General features: G+C 70.9%; 16 protein-coding genes. 2 read left to right on the top strand and 14 right to left on the bottom strand.

Going from position 1 to position 22,382, the window contains the following annotated elements:
* Window positions 1-131: 131 nt before the first annotated feature.
* The 5 genes from ACFU53_RS17305 to proB form a co-directional block, all read right to left on the bottom strand.
* Window positions 132-1,202, bottom strand: coding sequence for a hypothetical protein (locus ACFU53_RS17305; RefSeq protein ID WP_383992352.1), 1,071 nt, complete (start codon window positions 1,200-1,202; stop codon window positions 132-134).
* A gap of 221 nt (window positions 1,203-1,423) precedes the next feature.
* On the bottom strand, window positions 1,424-2,017 hold the full coding sequence (locus ACFU53_RS17300) for a hypothetical protein (RefSeq protein WP_383992349.1): 594 nt from the start codon (window positions 2,015-2,017) through the stop codon (window positions 1,424-1,426).
* A gap of 119 nt (window positions 2,018-2,136) precedes the next feature.
* On the bottom strand, window positions 2,137-3,423 hold the full coding sequence (locus ACFU53_RS17295) for a glutamate-5-semialdehyde dehydrogenase (RefSeq protein ID WP_383992346.1): 1,287 nt from the start codon (window positions 3,421-3,423) through the stop codon (window positions 2,137-2,139).
* Window positions 3,424-3,508: 85 nt separating this feature from the next.
* Window positions 3,509-3,976, bottom strand: coding sequence for a hypothetical protein (locus tag ACFU53_RS17290; protein WP_383992359.1), 468 nt, complete (start codon window positions 3,974-3,976; stop codon window positions 3,509-3,511).
* A gap of 159 nt (window positions 3,977-4,135) precedes the next feature.
* Window positions 4,136-5,242, bottom strand: a complete 1,107-nt coding sequence (proB, locus tag ACFU53_RS17285) for a glutamate 5-kinase (protein WP_383992344.1) — start codon at window positions 5,240-5,242, stop codon at window positions 4,136-4,138.
* A gap of 397 nt (window positions 5,243-5,639) precedes the next feature.
* On the opposite strand from proB, the gene ACFU53_RS17280 reads away from it, so the two are divergent.
* Window positions 5,640-7,700, top strand: coding sequence for a hypothetical protein (locus tag ACFU53_RS17280; RefSeq protein ID WP_383992341.1), 2,061 nt, complete (start codon window positions 5,640-5,642; stop codon window positions 7,698-7,700).
* A gap of 209 nt (window positions 7,701-7,909) precedes the next feature.
* Here ACFU53_RS17280 and obgE read toward each other — a convergent pair whose 3' ends face one another.
* The 8 genes from obgE to ACFU53_RS17240 all read right to left on the bottom strand — a co-directional run bounded on the left by obgE (window position 7,910) and on the right by ACFU53_RS17240 (window position 19,742).
* Window positions 7,910-9,346 carry a GTPase ObgE gene (gene obgE, locus ACFU53_RS17275; protein WP_383992338.1) on the bottom strand — a complete coding sequence of 479 codons (1,437 nt, stop codon included), beginning with the start codon at window positions 9,344-9,346 and terminating at the stop codon, window positions 7,910-7,912.
* 168 nt (window positions 9,347-9,514) lie between these two features.
* Window positions 9,515-9,769 carry a 50S ribosomal protein L27 gene (gene rpmA / locus ACFU53_RS17270; protein ID WP_020115438.1) on the bottom strand — a complete coding sequence of 85 codons (255 nt, stop codon included), beginning with the start codon at window positions 9,767-9,769 and terminating at the stop codon, window positions 9,515-9,517.
* A gap of 14 nt (window positions 9,770-9,783) precedes the next feature.
* The gene (gene rplU, locus ACFU53_RS17265; protein ID WP_067245664.1) at window positions 9,784-10,104 is read right to left on the bottom strand and encodes a 50S ribosomal protein L21; all 321 of its coding nucleotides are present in this window, start codon (window positions 10,102-10,104) and stop codon (window positions 9,784-9,786) included.
* A 195-nt stretch (window positions 10,105-10,299) separates the two neighbouring features.
* Window positions 10,300-11,601 carry a phospholipase D-like domain-containing protein gene (locus ACFU53_RS17260; protein WP_383992335.1) on the bottom strand — a complete coding sequence of 434 codons (1,302 nt, stop codon included), beginning with the start codon at window positions 11,599-11,601 and terminating at the stop codon, window positions 10,300-10,302.
* A 241-nt stretch (window positions 11,602-11,842) separates the two neighbouring features.
* The gene (locus ACFU53_RS17255) at window positions 11,843-16,075 is read right to left on the bottom strand and encodes a ribonuclease E/G (protein WP_383992332.1); all 4,233 of its coding nucleotides are present in this window, start codon (window positions 16,073-16,075) and stop codon (window positions 11,843-11,845) included.
* A gap of 245 nt (window positions 16,076-16,320) precedes the next feature.
* Window positions 16,321-17,145: a TIGR03936 family radical SAM-associated protein gene (locus ACFU53_RS17250; RefSeq protein ID WP_383992329.1), complete on the bottom strand. Its 825-nt coding sequence runs from the start codon at window positions 17,143-17,145 to the stop codon at window positions 16,321-16,323.
* 48 nt (window positions 17,146-17,193) lie between these two features.
* Window positions 17,194-18,456, bottom strand: coding sequence for a hypothetical protein (locus ACFU53_RS17245; RefSeq protein WP_383992326.1), 1,263 nt, complete (start codon window positions 18,454-18,456; stop codon window positions 17,194-17,196).
* 158 nt (window positions 18,457-18,614) lie between these two features.
* Window positions 18,615-19,742 carry a glycosyltransferase gene (locus ACFU53_RS17240; RefSeq protein ID WP_383992322.1) on the bottom strand — a complete coding sequence of 376 codons (1,128 nt, stop codon included), beginning with the start codon at window positions 19,740-19,742 and terminating at the stop codon, window positions 18,615-18,617.
* Window positions 19,743-19,916: 174 nt separating this feature from the next.
* Between ACFU53_RS17240 and ACFU53_RS17235 the strand changes: the two genes are divergently transcribed.
* Window positions 19,917-20,663: a peptidylprolyl isomerase gene (locus ACFU53_RS17235; protein WP_383992319.1), complete on the top strand. Its 747-nt coding sequence runs from the start codon at window positions 19,917-19,919 to the stop codon at window positions 20,661-20,663.
* Here the strand turns inward: ACFU53_RS17235 and ACFU53_RS17230 are convergent.
* Window positions 20,647-22,011, bottom strand: a complete 1,365-nt coding sequence (locus ACFU53_RS17230) for a DUF2079 domain-containing protein (RefSeq protein ID WP_383992317.1) — start codon at window positions 22,009-22,011, stop codon at window positions 20,647-20,649. The two genes, ACFU53_RS17235 and ACFU53_RS17230, sit on opposite strands and share 17 nt — an antisense overlap.
* Window positions 22,012-22,382 lie beyond the last annotated feature (371 nt).

The raw sequence follows: 22,382 nt of genomic DNA, 5'->3' as shown, positions 1-22,382 counted from the left end.
GCCCGCAGGGGCCGTGTCTTCTAGGGGCGCGGGGAACTGAGCGAGAAGCCCCACCCACCCGCGGCCGAAGAACACACCGAAGCGGGGTCAAAGGGGCGCAGCCCCTTGAGGATGGGACAGGGGGCCGCGCTTCACACCTTCGGCTGCGCGCTCTGCGCGAGCGTGCCGCACAGGGCCGTGGCGGCGCCCGTGCCGTACGGGTCGGTGCCGGCGGACGGGCCGCCCTCCTTGGCCGTCTGGCCGGCGAGGAGCGGGCGGAGGTGGTTCGTGACGTCGTCGGCGCAGGCCAGCGGCCCGGCCTGGACGTAGGAGACGACGACCTCGACCTGGTGGGTGCGCAGGTCGTCCTGGTCGAAGCGGAAGTGCAGCTCGCGCCGGACCGTGAAGAGCGAGGCCTCGGCCCCGGCCTTGCCGCCGGGCGCCCGCAGCGCGTACACGAGGGTGTGGGCGGCAACGACCTCCAGGGTGCCGGAGTCGAACTCGGCGGCCTGAAGGGTGCCCTGGACGCGGATCCTACGGTCGGCGAGTTCCGCGCGGGACGGGTCGAAGCGGACCAGCCAGCCGGTGGGGGCGTGCCGCCCGTCGGCCGCCGGGCGGTCGAAACTTTGCTCGAATTGATCGAGCTGCTCCGAATCGAGCAGCCGCCGCACGGGCTGGACGGTGGTGCCCCCGAGCACCTCCGGGTCGAGCGCGGAGGCGACCAGGTACTCCTTGGCGATGGTCAGCGCGGAGACGACCTGGCTGTCGGTGAAGTGCTCGGTACGCCGGGTGGCCGGCATCGTGATGCCCTCGGCGCCGATCCGGAACTGGGCGGCCGGGCTGTGCGCGTACAGCGTCTCCGACTCCTCGGCGCCGGGCACCGCGGACTGCGGAGACAGCGGGATCACCGTCATCCTGAGCGGCTCGGTGGGCTTCGCGGCCGGGGTGTCGTACGGGTGGCGGACGCCCATGTAGATCGCGGTGCCGAAGGCGAGGGCGACCAGCAGGACGAGGACCAGGGCCTGGCGGGAGAGGCCGCGACGCATGGGCGGGCGGCGGCGGACGGCCGGGGCGTGGTCGGAGAGGCGTTCCTGGGCGGAGAACTCCTGGAGGCGGGCAGCGCGGACGAACGATTCGTCGAAGACGACGGATCGGTATTCGTCCTCTCCACCGCCGGGGGCACCCTCGGGAGTCCCCTCAGGTGGGTTTGCGGGCCCGCCCATACATTGAGAGTAGGTCTCCGGGGGCCCCGGTAAACGCGCGGGTACACGACAAGTTCTGACAGGTCCTCACCAGGTTCGCGAACACGTGGCGAACAGGTCGCGAACCGCCCGCCAGGGCCCACGCAGGGCCGCGTCAGGGCCCACGCAGGGCCGCGTCAGGGCCCACGCAGGGTCGCGTCAGGGCCCACGCAGGGCCGCGTCAGGGCCCACGCAGGGCCGCGTCAGGGCGTGCGCGGGTCCGCCGACACCGCCGGCTGGGAGTAGTCCGCGGAGGCGGAGGGGCCTGTCGGGGTGCCCTGTTCGACGCCGGTGGTGGCGGGGGGCAGGATCTGGTCGCCGCGGCCGGAGGAGGCACCCCGGTAGACCGCGGTGAAGGCCAGCGCGACCATGCCGATGCCCATCACGAGGGCGAGGATCCAGGCGACGGGCCGGTGCCAGCGGGTCTGCTTGGCGTACGACCTGCCGTAGGCCCCGTCGGCGCCCCAGCGGCCCTCCAGGATCTCGGCGTCGTCGAGGTCGTCCAGTTCGTCATCGCGACCGTGGCCGAAATGGGGGCCGTCCGAGCCGAAGCCGTCGTCGTCGCCGCGTGCGCCTCTGGAGTGCGCCCGGCGGGCTTCGGCCTCCTGGGCCGCGGCACGGGCCTCCGCCGCTGCGAGCAGACGTTCGACCGCGGTCGGCTCGTGGACCACGGCCGCCCGTACGAAGTCCTCGTCGAAGACCACGGAGGCGAACTCTTCGTCCATACCCCCGCGGTCGCGGTCGTCGTCGGGCTCCCAGCCGTTCGGGAACGGCGTGCCCCCCACGTCCTCCGGCACGAACCCAGAGTAGACCGGGGTGGTCAATTTGGGCAGACGGTAAGGAAATTCATCTGTTTTGCCAGCTGGGCGCCAGGCTGTTCACAGGAACGGCCCGGCGCCCCACGAGACCCGCGCCCCTAGCGACGGACGTGTCCGTCGCCCGTGACGATGTACTTCGTGCTGGTCAGCTCGGGCAGGCCCATCGGGCCCCGGGCGTGCAGCTTCTGGGTGGAGATGCCGATCTCGGCGCCGAAGCCGAACTGGCCCCCGTCGGTGAAGCGGGTCGAGGCGTTGACGGCGACCGTCGTGGAGTCGACCAGCTGGGTGAAGCGGCGGGCGGCCTGCTGGGAGGTCGTCACGATCGCCTCGGTGTGGCCGGAGCTCCACAGCCGGATGTGCTCCACGGCCCGGTCGAGCGAGTCGACGACGGCGGCGGCGATGTCGTACGACAGGTACTCGGTCTCCCAGTCCTCCGTGGTGGCCTCGACGACCGTGGCCCGGCTCTCCTTGGCGAACGCGAGGACACGCTCGTCGGCGTGGACCGTGACCCCGGCGTCGGCGAGCGCGTCGAGGGCACGGGGCAGGAACTCGGGGGCGATGTCCTGGTGCACGAGGAGGGTCTCGGCGGCGTTGCAGACGCTGACCCGGTGGGCCTTGGAGTTGATCAGGATCTCGATCGCCGTGTCGAGGTCGGCGCCCGCGTCGACGTAGACGTGGCAGTTGCCCGTCCCGGTCTCGATCACCGGGACGGTGGACTCCTCGACGACCGTGCGGATCAGGGAGGCGCCGCCGCGCGGGATGAGCACGTCGACCAGGCCGCGGGCGCGCATCAGCTCGCGCACGGACTCGCGGCTCTCGCCGGGGACGAGCTGGATGGAGTCGGCGGGCAGGCCCGCACCGCCGACGGCGTCCCGCAGGACCCGTACGAGGGCGGCGTTGGACTCGTGGGCGGAGGACGAACCGCGCAGCAGGACCGCGTTGCCGGACTTCAGGCAGAGCGCTGCGGCGTCCACGGTCACGTTCGGGCGGGCCTCGTAGATGATGCCGACGACGCCGAGCGGAACGCGGACCTGGCGCAGGTCGATGCCGTTCGGGAGGGTGGAGCCGCGGACGACCTCGCCGACCGGGTCGGGCAGGGCGGCCACGTCGCGGACGTCGGCGGCGATCGCGCGGACCCGTTCCGGGGTCAGCGTCAGCCGGTCGACGATCGACTCGCTGGTGCCGGCCTCTCGGGCCCGCTCGATGTCCTTGGCGTTGGCCTCGACGATCTCGCTCGTACGGACCTCCAACGCGTCGGCGATGGCGAGCAGCGCGTCGTCCTTGTCGGCGCGCGGGAGCGGCGCGAGGTCGGCGGCGGCGGCCTTGGCACGGTAGGCGGCCCGGGTGACCGGCGTCATGGAGTCGTACGGTGAGAGCGAGGTCATGGGGAAAGGGTAGTGCGCCCGGCAGGGGCGTTCATCGGCTGTTCCAAAGCGCGAGACACACCCCGCGCAGCTCCCGGCGGCACGGTCAAAAGGGGTGGATCCCTACGGGCGAGGCCGGGGGCGGCCCGAATCCCTCGGCGAGGCGCAGGTGGTACGTCTGGCGGTCGATGACCTCCAGGCCGACGATCTCCCAGGGCGGCAGCCCGGCCGTCCGGCGGTGCTCGCCCCACAGGCGCAGGGCGACGGCTGCCGCGTCGTGGAGGTCGCGGGCCTCCTCCCAGTAGCGGATCTCCGCGTGGTCGTTGGCATAGCGGCTGGTCAGCAGGAAGGGGTGGTCGTGGGCGAGCTGTTCGAGGCCGCGCCGCACCTCCTTGAGGGGGGCCTCGGGCCCGGACACGCTGAGCGTGACATGCCAGAGCCGGGGCAGGTCCTGCGGCTTCTCGGCGCTCTCGCCCTCGTACGTGTCCGAGACGGCGACGCTGGTGAGCGTCCGCTCCTCACCGGCCGCACGGGAGGTACCACCACCACGGGACGCCGCGGCCCCGGGGCGCACTCGTCTCACGACGGCCTCCTTCGCAACGATTCGTGCTTCGCAATAGGTCGTGCGGAATCTCCCCGAGACAAAGTTGAGCAGGCTCGGGGGCTTCGCGTGGCGGTTTTACGGAACGCGCACCGCCGGGGCCCGCGCCCTGTCCCTCCATGGGGCCGCTGGTCAGGGGTGCAGGAGGACGAGGTCGTCCCTGTGTACGACCTCTCGTTCGTACGCGGGACCCAGCTCGCGCGCCAGTTCCCGGGTCGAGCGGCCGATCAGCTGGGGGATCTCCTTGGCGTCGAAGTTCACGAGCCCGCGCGCGACCGCCCGGCCCGTGCCGTCGCGCAGTTCCACGGGGTCGCCGGCGGTGAAGTCGCCCTCGACGGCCGCGATGCCGGCCGGCAGCAGCGACTTGCGCCGCTCGACGACCGCGCTGACGGCCCCGTCGTCGAGGACGATCGCGCCCTGCGGGGTGGAGGCGTGCTGGAGCCACAGCAACCGGTCGGCGGAACGCTTGCCGGTGGGGTGGAAGTACGTGCCCGTGTCGCGGCCGCTGAGCGCGTCGGCCGCGTGGACGGCGCTGGTCAGGACCACGGGAATACCCGCTCCGGTGGCGATCGCGGCCGCCTCGACCTTGGTGACCATGCCACCGGTGCCGACACCGGCCTTTCCGGCGCTGCCGATCTCCACGTGCGCGAGGTCCGCGGGGCCCCGTACCTCCGCTATCCGCGACGTGCCGGGCTTGCTGGGGTCGCCGTCGTACACGCCGTCCACATCCGACAGCAGGACCAGCAGATCCGCCCGGACGAGGTGGGCGACGAGGGCGGCGAGACGGTCGTTGTCGCCGAAGCGGATCTCGTCCGTGGCGACGGTGTCGTTCTCGTTGACGACCGGCAGCGCGCCCATCGCGAGGAGCTCGTCGAGGGTGCGGGAGGCGTTGCGGTGGTGGGCGCGGCGGCTCATGTCGTCGGAAGTGAGGAGCACCTGGCCGACGCGGATGCCGTAACGGGCGCAGGAGGCCGTGTAGCGGGCCACCAGCAGGCCCTGGCCGACGCTGGCGGCAGCCTGCTGCCGGGCGAGGTCCTTGGGGCGGCGGCGCAGGCCCAGCGGCGCGAGCCCGGCGGCGATGGCACCGGACGAGACCAGCACGACCTCCCGCTCGCCCCCGCTGCGGGCCTTGGCGAGGACGTCCACCAGGGCGTCCACCCGGTCCGCGTCGAGGCCTCCGGACGCCGTCGTCAGCGACGAGGAGCCCACCTTGACGACGATCCGGTGCGCTTCCGCCACGCCCGCCCGTCTCCCACCACCCTCGACCGAGGCCCCTCGGGCCACCCCTCCTGTCCCTGTTGCCGCTGACACCCGTATCCCCAATGTTCCGAACCAGCCCGGTGTGTGCACTCCGCAATCTACGGGAGCGTGCAGACCGGACGCGTCCTCATTTCGAGGGGCGGACGGCGCCGGTTCTCGAGGCGGACGGCAGCGGTCCGCCTCTGAACCCTTTATGAGGAGATGCCGAGACGCCGCTCAAGGTTCCAGGCGTTATGCCCGACTACCGGTGATTGTTCCCACGGAAGATTGCTCCTCGGCCTCCCTAGGTCATACGGTCAGGGATCGGCCTTCCTCAGGCCACCCCCGGAATCACCCTCCCCCCTCCGTCGTCGCACCCTCCGCAGGAGCCCAGCCCGTGCCCTCCGCAGGCCTCGCACCCCGCCGCATCGCGCAGCTGTCAGCGCTGCTCGCGATGTTCGCGCTCTTCACGGCCCAGATCGTCTCCGCGCTGCTGCCGAACATCCCCGTGTTCGTCGCCGCCAGTGCGGCGGGCCTCGTCCTGGACACGTTCCTGCAGTACCGGGATCCCGGACTGCTCGCCACTCTGGGCAAGGTCCGCTTCGACGCGCTGGTGCGCCAACTGCTGCGCGACATGCTGGTCCTGGTGGGGCTGCTGCGCATCGACGGCATCGACCCGCTGCGCGAGCACGCCCCTCTCCTTGTCGGCCTCATCGTCTTCTACGCGGTGCATTTCGCCTGCCAGGCCGTCTCGGTGCTGGTGCGCCGTACCCGGACGCTGCCGATCGTCACCCGCAACATCGACGCCTCCGAGCTGTGTCTGACCGCCTCCCCGCCGCGCATCCTGGCCCGCCGCCAGGCCCACCGGCTGCTGACCTTCTCCCTGCCGATCACGGCCGGCCTGGTCCTCACCGCGGCCACCCAGGACGCCACCTGGGGCGGCCTCGGCCTCGGTGCCGCTCTCACCCTTCTCGTCGCGGGTACCGCGTACCTGGCGACCTGGCTGCTGCCGAAGAAGCGGGCGAAGAGCGAGCAGCAGGTCATGGAGTGGCTGGACGAGTGGCTGGCGCGGTACCGGCCGACCACCGCGATGTACTTCTCCGGCGGTACGACGTCGGCGTACCAGGCGAACATGTGGCTCTCGACGCTCTCGCAGCTCGAGAAGCCGCTGATCGTGCTGCGTGAGCGCTTCATGGTGCAGAAGATCGACGCGACGGACGTGCCGATCATCTGCTTCCCGAAGGTGTCGACGATGTTCTCCCTGGAGAACTCGACGCTGAAGATGATGCTGCACCCGGCCAACGCCGCGAAGACCTCCCAGGTGCTGCGCATCCCCACCGTCAAGCACGCCTTCATCAACCACGGCGAGAGCGACAAGCTGTCGTCCTGCAACCCGTACGCGAAGGCGTACGACGAGGTGTGGGTCGCCGGTCCCGCGGCGCGCGAGCGGTACGCGCTCGCCGAGGTCGGCGTCGAGGACAAGGACATCGTCGAGGTCGGCCGCCCGCAGCTGGCGCCGATCCGCCCGTACGCGGGCCCGCCGACCGGCACGTACACGACCGTCCTCTACGCCCCCACCTGGGAGGGCTGGGACGGCAACCCCGGCAACACGTCCGTGGTCCTGGCCGGCGAGAACATCGTCCGCAAGCTTCTCGCCGACGACAAGGTCCGGCTGCTCTACAAGCCGCACCCGATGACCGGCTCGGTCGACCCGCGCGCGGGGGCCGCGAACGAGCGCATCAAGGCGATGATCCGTGAGGCCAACACGAAGCGCTCGGGCGCGCGGCCGGGGGCGGAGGCGGAGGCTGAGCTCTCGCGCCGCACGGCAGAGTTGGACAAGCTGACCTCGACGTCGTTCCGTGCCAGCGCGGACGAGATGGAGCGGATGCTGCTGCAGGGCACGCCCAGCGGGGACCGTGAGGCGGCGATCGCCGAGGCGACGCTGACCTGGGAGAAGGCGTACTGGGCGTCGTTCCCGGAGTGGGAGCACAGAATCGTCACCGAGGCGCGGCCCGCGATCTTCGCCTGCTTCAACGTGTCGGACCTGCTGATCAGCGATGTCTCGTCGGTGGTCTCCGACTGGCTGTCCAGCGAGAAGCCGTACTCGGTCGCCAACACGTCCGGACTGTCGGAGGCGGCGTTCCGCTCGGCCTTCCCGACAGTCTCCGCCGGTGTCGTCCTGACGCCCAAGGCGGGCGGCGTCACGGCTCTTCTCGACGCGGTCCGCGACCCCGAGAAGGACCACTTCACCAAGGCCCGCGCCGACCTCAAGGAACAGCTCCTCGGCCCCTCCGACCCGCCCTCCCTCGCCCGCTTCGACTCCGCGGTGAAGGCGCTCTGCGCCAAGGCCGACGACCGCCGGGTACGGATGGAGTCCCGCCTCGCGAACGAGATCCCGTCACCCCGGGAGGCGGGGGACGAGCTCACCGAGGGCGAACCCAGCGAGGCGCTCGCCTAGGGACAACCGAAGGGCCCCGGAGATACCTCCGGGGCCCTTCGTCGTGTACGGGATCCCGCAGCTCCCCGCGCCCCTCACGGGGTTCACTCGGCTCCGGGCAGTCCTCCGCCGGGGCGGCACGGGTGGGCGCAGTGGCACCCGGCAAGCGCCGGTGAGCGAAACCCACCCCCGCCCAGCCCGGCCGCCGGGTGCCAAGGAACCCGGCGGCCCTAGAACGGCTCGAAGTCGTCGTACTCCTGCTGGAGCTCGTCCCGCTCCGCCTGGCGGTCACGGCGGCGCTGGACGGCCGGGCGGGGCTCCTCGAAGCGGTGGTCCTCACCCCGGCGTCCGAGCATCTCAGCGCCGGCCATGACGGTCGGCTCCCAGTCGAAGACGACCGCGTTGTCCTCGGGCCCGATGGCGACGCCGTCGCCGGAGCGGGCGCCCGCCTTCATCAGCGCTTCCTCGACGCCGAGCCGGTTCAGACGGTCGGCGAGGTAACCCACCGCCTCGTCGTTGCTGAAGTCGGTCTGGCGGACCCAGCGCTCGGGCTTCTCGCCCCGGACGCGGAAGAGCCCGTCCTCCTCCTGCGCGACCGTGAAGCCCGCGTCGTCGACGGCCCTGGGCCGGATGACGATCCGCGTCGCCTCCTCCTTCGGCTTGGCGGCACGCGCCCCGCCGACGATGTCGGCGAGCGCGAACGACAGCTCCTTCAGCCCCATGTGGGCGACGGCGGACACCTCGAAGACCCGGTAACCACGGGCCTCCAGGTCCGGCCGCACCATCTCGGCGAGGTCCTTGCCGTCGGGCACGTCGATCTTGTTGAGGACGACGATCCGGGGCCGCTTGTCGAGCCCGCCGTACTGCGTCAGCTCCTCCTCGATGATGTCGAGGTCGGAGACGGGGTCGCGGTCCGATTCCAGCGTCGCCGTGTCGAGGACGTGGACGAGGACGCTGCAGCGCTCGACGTGGCGCAGGAACTCCAGGCCCAGACCCTTGCCCTGGCTGGCGCCGGGGATGAGCCCGGGGACGTCGGCGATCGTGTAGACCGTGTCGCCGGCCGTCACCACGCCCAGGTTCGGGACGAGGGTCGTGAACGGGTAGTCCGCGATCTTCGGCTTGGCGGCGCTCAGCACCGAGATCAGCGAGGACTTGCCCGCGCTCGGGTAGCCGACCAGTGCCACATCGGCGACGGTCTTGAGCTCCAGGACGATGTCGCCCATGTCCCCCGGCACGCCGAGCAGCGCGAAGCCGGGCGCCTTGCGGCGGGCGGAGGCGAGGGCCGCGTTGCCGAGGCCGCCCCGGCCGCCCTGCGCGGCGACGAAGGAGGTGCCGTGGCCGACGAGGTCGGCGAGGACGTTGCCCTGCCTGTCCAGCACCACCGTGCCGTCCGGCACGGGAAGGACCAGGTCCTGCCCGTCCTTCCCCGACCGGTTGCCGCCCTCACCGGGCTTGCCGTTGGTGGCCTTGCGGTGCGGGGAGTGGTGGTAGTCGAGGAGAGTCGTCACCGACTGGTCGACGGTCAGAATGACGTCGCCGCCCCGGCCGCCGTTGCCGCCGTCGGGGCCGCCGAGCGGCTTGAACTTCTCCCGGTGTACGGAGGCACAGCCGTGGCCTCCGTTACCCGCGGCGACATTCAGCTCGACGCGGTCCACGAAGGTGGTCATGGTGGGTGCCTCCAGATACGCGCTATGCGTGGTGTTCGGAAATGTCTTACCTGTAACACGTCAAAGGCGGACCCGCTTCCCGTACGGAATCCCGTACGAGAAGTGAGGTCCGCCTCGACGAATCGCTCTACGGAAGCCTTGGTCGAAAGACCGGGCGAGTCAGAAGACTCAGGCGGCCGGAACGATGTTGACGACCTTGCGACCACGGCTGGTGCCGAACTCGACCGCACCCGCGTTCAGCGCGAACAGCGTGTCGTCCTTGCCGCGGCCGACACCCGAGCCCGGGTGGAAGTGCGTGCCGCGCTGGCGGACCAGGATCTCACCGGCGTTGACGACCTGACCGCCGAAGCGCTTCACGCCGAGCCGCTGAGCGTTGGAGTCGCGACCGTTCCGGGTGGACGATGCGCCCTTCTTGTGTGCCATGTCTCCTCAGTCCCTTACTTCGCAGCCGCGGGGATCTCAGTGACCTTGATCGCCGTGTACTGCTGGCGGTGGCCCTGACGACGGCGGTAGCCGGTCTTGTTCTTGTAGCGAAGGATGTCGATCTTGACGCCCTTGTGGTGGTCCACGACCTCGGCCTGGACCTTGATGCCGGCCAGCACCCACGGGTCGCTGGTCACAGCGTCGCCGTCGACAACGAGCAGGGTCGAGAGCTCGACCGTGTCGCCAACCTGGGCAGTGGAAATCTTGTCAACCTCAACGATGTCGCCGACAGCAACCTTGTGCTGGCGACCACCGCTGCGCACGATGGCGTACACGCGGATCTCACTCTCTCGCTCGGGAACGGCACCCCCGCAGTCCAGCCGCCCGACATGCGAACAGCCTCTCCCACGGCGCCCGGCGCGCGGAAGGAATGAGGTTTACGGGGATGTGACGCGTCTCTACCTACGGACACGCCGACGGTCAAGGTTACGGGGCTACGCCCGAAGGGGTCAAACCGAGCGCCTTCCTCGTCAGGTGACCGGCTTCTCACCGTCCGCGGGCAGCGGCTTCACACCCTTGCACAGGTCCGTGGTGTCGGCCTTGCCCGGGTGGGCGACGCCGATCACCTTGTCGAAGTGGGCCCGGTACATGTCGTGCACGGCGTCGTCGTCGACCTTGACGATCGACTCGTCGTTCTCCCGCAGCGCGGGCCCGGTGTAGTTGCCCGACCCGGTGAAACTGATCTTGTTGCGCACCCCGTCGTACTTGCCGTCGATCAGAATGTACTTGGAGTGGATGATGTACGGCGTGGTCAGCTTCCGGCCGGGGTCGAGCGGGTCCCGGTCGTCGTTGTAGCACCGGACCGTCGGCCCACCGGACGTGTGCATCTTCTCCCACGTCCCCTTGGTCCCGCCGCTGCTCTTGGCGCTGTCCGACTCGGCGTACACGATGCTCACGTCGCAGCCGGCCTGCTTCAGCGCCACCAGCTTCTCGGCGATCGCCAGCCGCGTGATCTTGAAGATCGCGACCCGCACCCAGGTCTTCCGCGTGGCGCCCGCGCTGTCCTTGTAGGAGCACTGCACGTTGTTGAGCACCGAGTACACGGTGTCGGTGGCCCGGCTGCTCCCGGTCCGGGGGAAGAAGTACGCCTTGTAGAGGCCGTTGCTGACGGTCCGGTACTCCCAGGATGCCCAGTCCCGGGCGGCCATCGTGTCGAAGTAGTCCGCGTACGCGTCGTACATCGTCGGGTTGTTCGGCAGCAGCAGCGCGTCGTTGAAGAACTTGGTGTGCGCTGAGGGCGTCGAGTTCGACGTCGTCTGTACGACCACGTTCGTGGCGCCCTCGACCGCCGAGAACAGCCAGAACTTGTTGTGCATGATCGACTGCCCGTACTTCGGATCACCGAGGCAGGACCTGTCGACGGGGCATGTCGCGATGTACGAGCCCTTCGTACGGTCGGTGCCGAGCGCGGCGGCGAGGCTGCCGTACGCGGTGTTGGTGGGCCGGTCGCTGACGCTCGACTCGTCCAGCAGGACCTGGACGCGGACCCCACGCTCCTTGGCGGCGACGAGCGCGTCGACGACGGAGGCCTCCCACACGTGATAGACGGCGACCTTGATGGTGGAGCCGGGCAGGGCCGCGGCCGTCAACTCTGTGAGCCGCGTGCGGATCGCGAGTTGCTCGCTCTCCTCGCCCAACGGGTCGTTGAAGATGGGGCCTTCGGTCCAGGCCGGGGCGGCCTGCGCGGTCCCCGCGGACATCGCCGCCTGCACACCGGCCACCGACAGCACGATGGCCAGCGCCAACGCCCCGCGCATGCGCACGCGCGCCATGCGATCCCCTCCCCGCTCCCACCCCGACCCAGATGCGTATGACTACGTGAGTGTTACAGGCGTTCGACAGCGCCCCCGAGACAGGGGGTGATTGCTGGGTGAGAGAGGAGGGCAAAACGTTCCAAATCTCAGCGCCTGGTGTGAAGTTACTCTCCCTGAACACACCGGTGCCCCCACCCGGCGGTGAAACCACCCGGCAGGGGCACCAGTTGGAGCGGACCGAACGTCCGTCCCGTCGGGCTCAGCTCTCGTCGGTCGAAGCAGTGACCGTGGCCGACGTCTGCTCGGCGGCCACCGTGGTCTTCTTCGTGGCCGTCTTCTTCGTCGCCGCCTTCTTGGCCGTGGCCTTCTTGGCGACCGTCTTCTTGGCGGCAGCCGTCTTCGTCGTGGCGGCCTTCTTCGCCGTCACCTTCTTGGCCGTCTTCCGCGCCGCCTTCTTGGCGGGCGCCCCGGCCTCGGTCTCCTCGGCGGCCGGCACGGCCTCCTCGACCGGAGCCTCGAGGGGAGCCTCGGCCGCGTCCTCGGCGGAAGCCGACGGGACCACGACCACAGCGGCCTCCGCGGACGCGGTGGGCGCCGTCGCCTTGCGCACGGCACGCCGACGCGGACGGGCCGGGGCCGCGCTCTCGGCAGCGACAGCCGCCTCGGGCTGCGCGACCGGCTCGCTCACGGGCTCGGCCACGGGCTCCACGACCGTCCCGGCCACGGGCTCCGCGACCGACTCGGTCGCCGTCACCGTCACCACGGTCTCGTCCGCCGCCGCCCCGGTCGGCGCGCCCGCGGGAGCGGACACCTTCCGGGTCGCCCGGCGACGCGTACGGCCCTTGGGCGCGGCCTCCTCGGTGCTCGCGGCGGCCGGCATCTCGACGACCGGGTCCTCCACCGCGACGGGCTCCGCCTCGGCGGCCTCCCGCGACATCGGCGCACGGTCCTCGAAGACGGTGGTGGCCACTGCCTCGCGGGACTTCGGCGCACCCGAGGGCGCGGAGGCCCGCCTGGTCGCACGGCGACGCGAACGGCCGCGCCCGACTGACGCCTCGGCCTCGGCGACGCTGCTGTACAACTCCTCGTCCGGCTCGAACTCGTGGGCGGGGAGCGCCACGGGCTCGGCGACCTCGGCGGCCACCTCGGCCTCGACCAGCTCGGCCGCCTCGGGAGCGGACACGTGCTCGAGCTCGTGGTCGTGCTCGGCACCGCCACGCCCGCGCTTACGGCGCTTGCCGCCACCGCCGACGGCCGTCGGCTGGTCCATGTGCACGATCACGCCGCGCCCGTTGCAGTGGACACACGTCTCGGAGAAGGACTCCAGGAGACCCTGCCCGACCCGCTTCCGGGTCATCTGGACCAGGCCCAGCGAGGTGACCTCGGCGACCTGGTGCTTCGTACGGTCGCGTCCCAGGCACTCCAGCAGGCGCCGCAGCACCAGGTCCCGGTTGGACTCCAGGACCATGTCGATGAAGTCGATGACGACGATGCCGCCGAGGTCGCGCAGCCGCAGCTGGCGCACGATCTCCTCGGCCGCCTCCAGGTTGTTCCTGGTGACCGTCTCCTCCAGGTTGCCGCCCTGGCCGGTGAACTTGCCGGTGTTGACGTCGACCACGATCATGGCCTCGGTCTTGTCGATCACCAGCGAACCACCGCTGGGCAGCCACACCTTGCGGTCCAGCGCCTTCATCAGCTGCTCGTCGATGCGGTACGTCGCGAAGACGTCGACCTCGGAGGTCCACTTCTGCAGGCGGTCGGCCAGGTCGGGCGCGACGTGCGAGACGTATCCGTGGATGGTCTCCCACGCCTCCTCGCCGCTGACGATGACCTTGGAGAAGTCCTCGTTGAAGATGTCGCGGACGACCCGGACGGTCATGTCCGGCTCGCCGTACAGCAGCGTCGGCGCGGTTGAGCTGCCGCCGTTCTTGGCCTTCTTCTGGATGTCCCCCCACTGCGCGTGCAGTCGCTCGACGTCGCGGCGCAGCTCGTCCTCGCTCGCGCCCTCGGCGGCGGTGCGCACGATGACGCCCGCGTCCTCGGGGACGATCTTCTTGAGGATGGTCTTCAGCCGGGCCCGCTCGGTGTCGGGCAGCTTGCGGCTGATACCGGTCATCGACCCCTCGGGGACGTAGACCAGGTAGCGGCCCGGCAGGGAGACCTGGCTGGTCAGACGCGCGCCCTTGTGCCCGATCGGGTCCTTCGTCACCTGGACGAGGACCGACTGGCCGGACTTGAGGGCGGACTCGATGCGCCGCGGCCCGTGGGCCATGCCCAGCGCCTCGAAGTTGACCTCACCGGCGTACAGGACGGCGTTGCGCCCCTTGCCGATGTCGATGAAGGCGGCCTCCATCGACGGCAGCACGTTCTGCACCTTGCCGAGGTAGACGTTGCCGACGTACGAGGTCGACTGCTCCTTGTTGACGTAGTGCTCGACGAGCACGTTGTCCTCGAGGACGCCGATCTGGGTGCGCTCGCCGCTCTGGCGGACGACCATCACGCGCTCGACGGCCTCACGGCGGGCGAGGAACTCGGCCTCGGTGATGATCGGGACACGACGGCGCCCCTGCTCACGGCCTTCCCGACGGCGCTGCTTCTTGGCCTCCAGACGGGTCGAGCCCTTGATGGACTGCACCTCGTCGGACGGCTCGGTCTCCTTGGCGCGCCGCTCGCGCGGCTCACGGACCTTGACGACCGTGCGCTCGGGGTCGTCGGTGGACGCCTCGGGCTCGGTGCCGGAGTCACCGGCGCGTCGGCGTCGGCGACGGCGCCGGCGGCTGCTGCTGGAGCCGGAACCGGAGTCCTCGCGGTCGTCGGCCTCGTCCTCGGCGTCCTCGTCCGCCTGCTCGGCGGTGTCCTCGGCATCCTGCGCGGCCTGCTCGGCGGCGAGTTCGTCTCCCTCGGCGGCGTCGTCCGCCTCGGACGACTCGCCCCGACGGCGGCGACGGCCGCCCCGGCGACGGCGACGCCGCGACCCGGTGGACTCCTCCTCGCCGAACTCGTCCCCCTCGGCGGCGTCCTCGTTGTCCTCCTCGGACTCCTCGGGCTCCTCGGGCTCCTCCGGCTCGTCGGCCACCACGGCGGCGGCCACGGGCTGCTCCGCCTCGGCGGGCTCGCCCCGACGGCGACGGCGACGACGCGACCCGCCGGTGTTCTCCTCCTCGGCGAACCCGCCGAGGTCGGTGGTCTCGGCGGTCTCCTCGACCTCCACTGTCTCGGTCTCCGCCTCGGCGGCGGCCTGGGCGGCGGCCCGCTCCGGCGTCTGGAACATCGGCTCGGTGAACACCGGCGCCTGGAACACGGCCACAGCGGGCCGCGACGGCCGCGACGGCGCGTCTTCCGCGGCCGGGGCAGGCGCCGAGAACCCACCGGCGGCCTTGCGGGCGGCCCGACGGCGGCTCCGCCGCGGTCCGGCGTCCTCCGCTTCGGCCTCGGCAGCCGCCTGCGAAACCTCGACCGGCTCACGCTCGGCGACGGCGGTCGCCCGCCCGGCCTTGGCGGTCGTCGCCTCAGCCGCGGGGGCCTCGGCAGCGGCGGGTGCCTGAACAGCCGGGGCCGACACGGTCTCGGCGGCGACGGACTCGGCCGCGCGCTCCTCGGCGACCTCGCCCTCGGGCGCACCGGCGGGCGCGGCCACCCGCCGGGTGGCACGACGACGCGTACGACGCGGCGCGGCCTCCTCGGCCGCCTCCTCCACAGGCGCGGCTTCCCGCGCGGCGGCGGGCTGGGTCTCCACGACCTCCGCCGGAGCCTCCATGGCCTCGGCGGCCTTCGGCTCAGCGGCGGGGGCGGACGCACGACGCGTGGCACGACGACGCGTACGACCGGCGGGCGCGGCCTCCTCGACAGCGGCGGGCGCCTCGTCGGCCTCGGCAGCGGCGGTGGTCTCGGCTGCAGCCTCGGGCGCGGCCACGGCGGCGGTCTCGGCGACGACCTCCTCGGCGTCCTTGGGCGCGCCGGTGGGGGCCGACGCCCGACGGGTCGCGCGACGACGCGTACGACCAGCAGGCGCGGTCTCCTCGACAGCAGCGGGCGCCTCGGCGGCGGCAGTCTCAGCGGCGGCGACCGGCGCCACGGTCTCGACAACCTCGACGGCCTCGGCGTCCTTGGGCGCACCGGCGGGCGCGGAGGCCCGGCGGGTCGCGCGACGACGCGTACGACCGGCAGGCGCGGTCTCCTCGACGGCAGCGGGCGCCTCGGCGGCGACAGCGGCGGTCTCAGCCTCGTCCGCCTCCTCGGCATCCTCCGCCTCTGCGGTCGCCTCGGCCTCGGCAGCCTGCGCGGCCTCTCCGGTCACGGCGGCCGCGAGGTCCTCGGACTCGGCGGCCGGTATGGCCGGCGCGGTGGTCTCCGCGGCCTCTTCGGAGGCGGCGGACGGCGGTCCCGCCGGGCGGGACGCGGCACGGCGCCGACGGCGCGGCGGCAGGGTGTCGCTCGGGGTGTTGTTCTCGGAGCCCTGTGCGGGCTCTGCGGATTCGATCGATTCGGGCATGCGGGCGTTTCTCCCGTCAGGCTCCCGGGCGCCGCACCCGGTCCGGCATGGCCGGTGACGTCCGCGGCTCGCGTCGTGCGCGACTGCCGCCGTCCGGGGCGCGGGCGCCGCACGGGAGCTCTCTGTGTCCTGTCTCGCCGGTTCCGTACGCCATGTTGCGTACGGCCTGGCGAAAGTCTTGTGGTCGGTGCGCTGCCCGACCCAGGTGGCTCCCGGATCCGAGGGCTGCGCTACGACGTCCGTCCCTACGCGGGGCCTACCGGCGCCGACGCCTTCGCGGCGGCAGCGGGTTCGGCCGTTGAGGGGGCCGGCGCTGCCTCGCGGTCGGGCGCGAGCGGGTCGGTCACCGTGCCGGTCTCTTCATCGAAAAGCCCCTGCGCCAGCCTGGTCACCGCTGCGGGGACCGGCGGCGCCAGGTCGGCCACGGCGCGGAGACCGGACAGGACGTCGTCGGGTCGTACGGCAGGCGTCACGTGCCGAACAACCAGCCGCAGTATCGCACAGGGCTGCTCCGTCGGCCTATCAGCCTGTGGACTCTGCGTCTCAGAACCGTCAGGTCCGTCGCGTCCGTCACATCCGTCGCGGCTGTCGAGGTCGACGACGGCGGCCCGGGCGTCGAAGGTCCGTAGGCCGTTCTTGGCCCTGCGCTGGACCTCGACGAGGTCCGCCGCCTTGAAGGCCTCGACCGCGCGCCCGGCGTCCGCCGGGTCCACGCCGTCCAGGCGCAGCTCCCACACGGAGGCCGTGAGCCGGTCGGCGAGCCCGGAGGTCCGGGCCTCGACCGCGTCGACGATGTCGAGCCCGGTAGGCATCGACTCGTCGAGCAGGATCCTGAGCTTTTCCGGATCGCGCGCGTCGGTGAGCGCGATCTCCAGGTACTCCGCCTCACTGCCCGTGCCGGTGGGTGCGGCATTGGCGTACGACACCTTCGGATGCGGCGTGAACCCCGCCGAGTACGCCATCGGCACCTCGGCACGGCGCAACGCACGCTCGAAGGCGCGCTGGAAGTCACGGTGGCTGGTGAACCGGAGGCGGCCGCGCTTGGTGTAGCGCAGTCGGATGCGCTGCACCGCGGGTGCGGGCGGCGGGCCTTCGGGCTGTCGCTTGCCCAGTGTCGTTCAGTCCTTCGTGAGAGCGGTCTTACTGCTACCAAGAGTACGTGTCTCGGCGGCCCTCGGTTCCCGCCTGTGGACGGGCTTCTGCTCCGCCGGCTGCCCGAAGAGCGCCGACCGCACACCGGCGCGGGCCTGGCGGACGGACTCGCGGGCGGTGGCCAGGGCCTGCCGGCTGGTACGGCCCACAGCGCGCCCGACCGCCGCGGCCGGCTTCCACACGACGTCCCGTACGAAGTGACCGGCGGGCGTGAGGACGGTCCGGTACACCCACCGTGTCGGTTCGACGAAGATCCACCGGAAGAGGTTCGCCAGGAAGCGCCCGACCACGAGCGAGATCCGCCCGGCCACACGCCACGCGTGCCCGAGGGCGCCCCAGATCTCCCGTCCGGCGACGGCGAGCACCCGCCCGACCGGCGTGAGCACCCACCGCCACACGGCGAGCGCCGGCAGGACGAGCAGCACACGCAGCGTCCAGTAGACGCCGAGCCAGAGCCCGGTGAAGATCATCCGTACGAGCCACACGGCACCCCGGGCCACCCACGCGATCGCGTGTCCCACGGGCGTCAGCACATACCGGTACAGCCCCACGGCCGGTACGACGAGGAGGTACCGCACCAGCCAGGCCAAGGCCGTGAACAGCGCGACACCGACGGCGGCGACCCCGGCCCCGATGCCCCTGGCCAGCCAGGCGATGCCCCGCCCGAGCGGCGCCAACGTCCACCGGTACAGCCACCCGAGCCCGGCCCAGACGCCTTGGGCGGCCCAGGCGACCCCGGCCCAGACCCCGGTGGCCACCCAGACGGCTCCGCCCCAGATCCCGGCGGCCACCCAGGCCATCACCTGCCCCACGGGCGTCAGCACATACCGGTACACCCACACCACCGGCACGACCAGCAGCCAGTACCCGAGCCATCCGAGCCCCTTGGCGACCGGCACGACGACGTACCGCCACAACGCCACCCACGGCCACACGAAGACGGCCCTGCCGACCCACAGCGACGCCCGCCCCAGCGGCCGCAACAGGGCGTCCATCAGGAACCGCCCGACCACCACGAGCACGTCCCACACCATCCGCACCGGCACGACCAGCACGAGCACGACGATCCGCACGGGAATCCGGATCGCGACGACGAGACACCCCTCGGGCGTCTGCCGTACAGGCTTCTGCTGCCGCACAGGCTTCTGCTGCCGCACAGGCGGCTGCCCCGCCGACGGCTCTGCGGACGGTTCGCCGGGCGGCCGGGCGGGCCTCTTCTCCAGGTCCATGACGACGTAGACGCCTCAGCGCCCTGTCCGGATCCAGCCACACGTCTGCAAATTCCCGCCCCGTTCGTCCTGATGTCCCTGCCGCCGACCGCGCTCACCCTACGCACGACGACCGAAGAAGGCGCAGCTGGGGAGGGGCACTTGGGGCCTGCGGCGCCCTACGGACCGGCCAGGCCGACCGATGACGCGAGGGCACACGGCGTTTCCGCCTTCTCCTTCCCGCCCAGCTTTCGCAGGGCGAACTCGAGGTTCCCGGTGACCCGTTCACGCTGATCGTCGGGCAACTCGTCACCGGCGAGAAGACGTTCACAGCAAGCCCGCGACTCCTCGTACTCCCCCACCCAGTACGCGGACACCGCGAGTTCGTCCAGTGCCCGCCACCGGTACCAGTCGAACTCCACGAACAGGATGTCGCTCGGATACGGGATCCCGGTCGCCTGCTTCGCGAACATATGGGCGAGAGGCCAGCGCGGACCGTTGAGGCGGCAGTGGCGGGCCAGTTCACCGAGGGCTTCGGCGCGGGTGGGGCGGCTCTCGTGCGCGCGGAGGTAGCGGTCCATCACCTCCGCGGCCGGCCGTTCGAGGCGTACGGCGAGGCGCGCGGCGTAGAGGTGGGAGCAGAAGACCTCCTCGCCCCATCCGCCCATCGCGGCCCGGCGGTCGTAGGCGGCCAGCGCCTTCTCCGGCTCGTCGGCGTCGCGCCAGCTCTGGGCGAGATAGAAGACGTAGCGGGGGTTGCCGGGCTCCTTGACCAGGCCCTCCTGGAGGATCTCGGTGTCGCGCAGGTACTTCTTCCGCCGGCCCTCCCGCAGCCGCGCCCCACCGCCCACCGAGAGGATGTTGGCGCCCTCGAGTGTCCCGAGGCTGTACGACCGTCCGCACTCGATGTACTCGTGCAGCACGCCGACGTACCGCCAGGGCAGCCGGGTCGAGACCAGCGCCGGGCGCCAGTGGATGATCGGCCCGTCGTGCAGGGCGATTCGATAGGCATCGTGCGTCAGCTCCGGCATACGGAACCCCGGTTCGACCTGCATGAGGTCGTCCGCGTCGATGAAGAGCAGGTAGTCCGCACGGTCGCGGGCGAGGTCGATCGCCTCGCTGCGACTGCCGTCGAAGCCCTTCCAGGGGCGCTCGTACAGGGTTCCGGGCAGATCACCGAAGACCTCGCGTACGACGTCCTGCGTGCCGTCAGTGGAGCCGGTGTCCAGGATGACCCAGGTGTCGATCAGGGGGCGGAGGGATTCCAGGCAGCGGCGGACGACCGGGGCCTCGTCTTTGACGATCATGTTCAGGCAGACCGTTGGTTTCACAGGCCAGATCAAAATCCACCTTCCCTGCCTGAATGGCTGAGGCGCGCCGAATCGATGGCACTGATGTGTGTCGCCCGCACCCATCCGCGCCCCTTGGATAGGCTCTCCGCGTCTTTTCTCCCATTGCCGTCGACCACCATCGGGGAACGAATGTCCGCGAGAAATTGGCCGAGAAAGCTCACCTCCTTCGGGCGACCCAGGAGTCCCGCGCCCCGGGCCGTACTGACGGCTCTCGCTGTCACCGGACTCTGTTCGGCACTGACCTGGGCGTCGCTCTCCCTGACCGCTGAGAAACGTCCACCGAAGCGGCCTTCCTCGTGCTCCTACACGCCCACCCGCAGTGGAAATCCTGTCGGCATCCCGGTCTTCGACGCGGAAAAGGCGTCCCAGCCGTACAAGGCAACTCTGATCACCAACAGAGGGGCGGTACTGCTGGAGGTGCTGTCCTCCCAAGCGCCTTGTGCGGCAAACTCGTTCGCCTTCCTTGTCGGGAAGGGGTACTTCGACAACAGCGAGTGCCATCGGCTGACGACCCAGGACGTTTTCACCTTGGAGTGCGGGGACCCGAAGGGGGAAGGCAAGGCGGATCCCGGGTACTTCTTCAAGGACGAGAATCTGAAGGGGGCCACATATCCGGCGGGCACCGTGGCGATGTCCAAGGTGGTGCCGGGGAGGAACGGCAGCCAGTTCTTCATCAGTTACGCCGATCCGGACTTCCCCATGCCGGCCCACTGGACTCCGTTCGCGCGGGTCGTCGGCGGTCTGGACGTCCTCAAGGAGGTCGCCCAAAGCGGGACTGCGGACGGATCCACCGAGGGCCGGCCTAAGAAGCCCGTGATCATCGAGTCGGTGATCCTGCGCCGGGCCGGCTCCCCTTTCGTCAGCCCGAGCGGGTGAGCAGGACGAAGCCGTCCCGTTCGGCCACCGTGCGATAGCCCTGCATGAGGGCGCGGTCCAGGGAGATCCTCTCCTCCATGGGGTTCAGCGGCCATCGTCGGCTCAACGGCACCTGGGTGTCCACCATGATCCACTCCGGGTGGGGGCGGCTGTCGGGCCACCCGTAGAGGCTGGCTTTCGTCCGGTCGGTGAGCTGGGGCACGAGTTGGTTGGACGCCTGGATCGTGGCCCCGTCGGGTACCCGGTCCATCAGGCGGTGGGCGACGGCGACGCGCGGATCGGTCCGCCAGGTCTCGGGCTTGACCAGCTGCCACAGGGGGAACTGCGGCAGGAACAACGTCGTGACCACGACGGAGCCCACCAGGTAGCGGCGAAGGCTCTTCCCGCTCGGCTGCCGTCGGCTCAGAGCGTCGACGAAGGCGGCGAAGACGATCGGCATCAGCACGAGCGAGTAGTGGTAGCTGGTGCCCCAGTGGGTCCACAGACCCGAGGCGAAGCGCCAGAGCAGGGTCGGCAGCACCACCCACAGCAGCGGCGACCGCAGGGCGAGGAACAGGGTGGGTGCCAGCACGAACAGCAGGGTCGTGACCTTGGCCTCAGGGGTGATGAGCCCGATCGTGCCCTTGAAGAGCAGTTCCGCGAGCCCGCCTTCGCCGCCCTCGCCGCCCTCGCCGCCTCCCGCGCCGGGCAGCCAGTGCAGATACGCGTAGCCTCCCTTCGGGTTGAAGGCCGGCAGGATCACGAACATCGCCAGCGCGGCCCCGACCACGCCGATCGCGGCCGTGGCGATCCCGAGCCGACGGGCCCCTCGCCGGGCGATGAGCACTCCGATCACGGCCACCGTGAGGCCGAGGTCCTCCTTCACCAGCAGCAAGGGCAGGGCCCAGCACGCGGCGGCGACCAGTCGGTCGTTCCCGAGAGCGGTCAAGGAGAACGCGAGCAACGGCACCGCGAAGGCCACTTCGTGGAAGTCCATGCCGACCGCGCTCGCGATTCCCCAGGACAGCCCGTAGCAGACTCCGATGACCCCGGCGGCGCCGGAACCCAGCGCCCGGCGGGCCCACAAGGTCAACGGCAGCACACTCACCGCGATCAGCGCCGCCTGCACCACCAGCAGGACCATCGGTGACGGCCAGAGCCGGTAGAAGGGGGCCACCGACGCCAGAATCGGATGGAAGTGGTCCCCCATCACGGGAAAGTCCGGCCCCTTGATCTCGGACAGGGGCAGATGCCCTTCCGCATACGACTTGACGACCTGCTCGAAGATCCCGAGATCGAAGGCGTTGGAGAGCATCCGCTGATGAAGGCGGAGCGAGAGCGTCGTGTACGTGAAGAACAAGGCTCCCATCAGGCCCCAGATCCACCACGGAATTCCGGACCGAGTCCTGTCGGCCGCCCCCTCCACATGGTCCTGATTTTCCGGAGCCGTCTGCCGGGGTGGGAGGACGGAGCTGTCGACGGGTAGTGCTGGCATGACTGTGCCCTTCCAAAAAGCGGCGGCCGTTCCTGACGGCCCATCAAGGTGTCAGCCATATCCGGACGCGACTCCAACCACTTCCCGCGCGGTCAGAATCCTCCGAACAGCCGCACGCCTGGACCGAGATGTCTCTCAGTACGGGTGAACCTCTCCCCTTTGCGGTGTGGCCCGCCAATCCGCTGCCCGCCCACGTTCGGCCGAATTTCAGGTCCTCACACCGAGCGCGTATCGGCAAAGCGTGG

The sequence above is a fragment of the Streptomyces sp. NPDC057474 genome, assembly GCF_042802555.1.
In the GTDB taxonomy this organism is placed as follows: Bacteria; Actinomycetota; Actinomycetes; order Streptomycetales; family Streptomycetaceae; genus Streptomyces.
The sequence above is the reverse complement of the archived record's forward strand: the minus strand, read 5'-3'. Positions and strand labels throughout refer to the sequence as shown.